Consider the following 597-nt stretch of genomic DNA (forward strand, 5'->3'; position numbering starts at 1 on the left):
TCGGGCGATGCGACCGCCGATGCGTTCACCGGGTCGGCCGGAGCCGTCTCGTGCGGTGCAGCGGGACTTCTGGCGGCGGATTGCGTCGGGAGTGACGATGGCAGAGGCAGCGGTGGCTGTTGGCGTTTCATGGCCGGTCGGATCCAGGTGGTTCCGTCACGCTGGCGGGATGCCGCCGATCAGCCTGGATGAGCCCACCGGCCGCTATCTGTCGTTCGCTGAGCGTGAGGAGATCGCGCTGCTGCGCGCCCAGGAGTTCGGCGTGCGGGAGATCGCTCGCAGGATCGGCCGCGACGCGGGCACGATCTCACGCGAGCTGCGCCGCAACGCGGCGACCCGGGGCGGCAGGCCGGTCTACCGGGCTCTGGTGGTGCAGTGGAAGGCGCAGCAGGCCGCGAGGCGCCCGAAGACTGCGAAGCTCGCAGGCGACGACAGGTTGCGTGAGTACGTGCAGGAGCGGCTCGCCGGCAGTGTCCGTCGTCCCGACGGCATGATCGTCACCGGGCCTGAGACGCCTGGGTGGAAGGGGCTGAACAAGCCGCATCGGCAGGACAGGCGTTGGGCGACGGCATGGAGCCCGGAGCAGATCTCGCACCG

The 597-nt window shown here is 70.4% G+C and carries 1 protein-coding gene; it reads left to right on the plus strand.

Annotation, left to right across the window (positions count from 1 at the left end):
- A partial coding sequence (locus tag QNO09_RS39640) for a helix-turn-helix domain-containing protein (RefSeq protein WP_283975073.1) occupies positions 1–597 on the plus strand: 597 nt, incomplete at both ends.

It is taken from the genome of Streptomyces sp. 378, from assembly GCF_030124145.1.
Classification (GTDB): Bacteria; Actinomycetota; Actinomycetes; order Streptomycetales; family Streptomycetaceae; genus Streptomyces.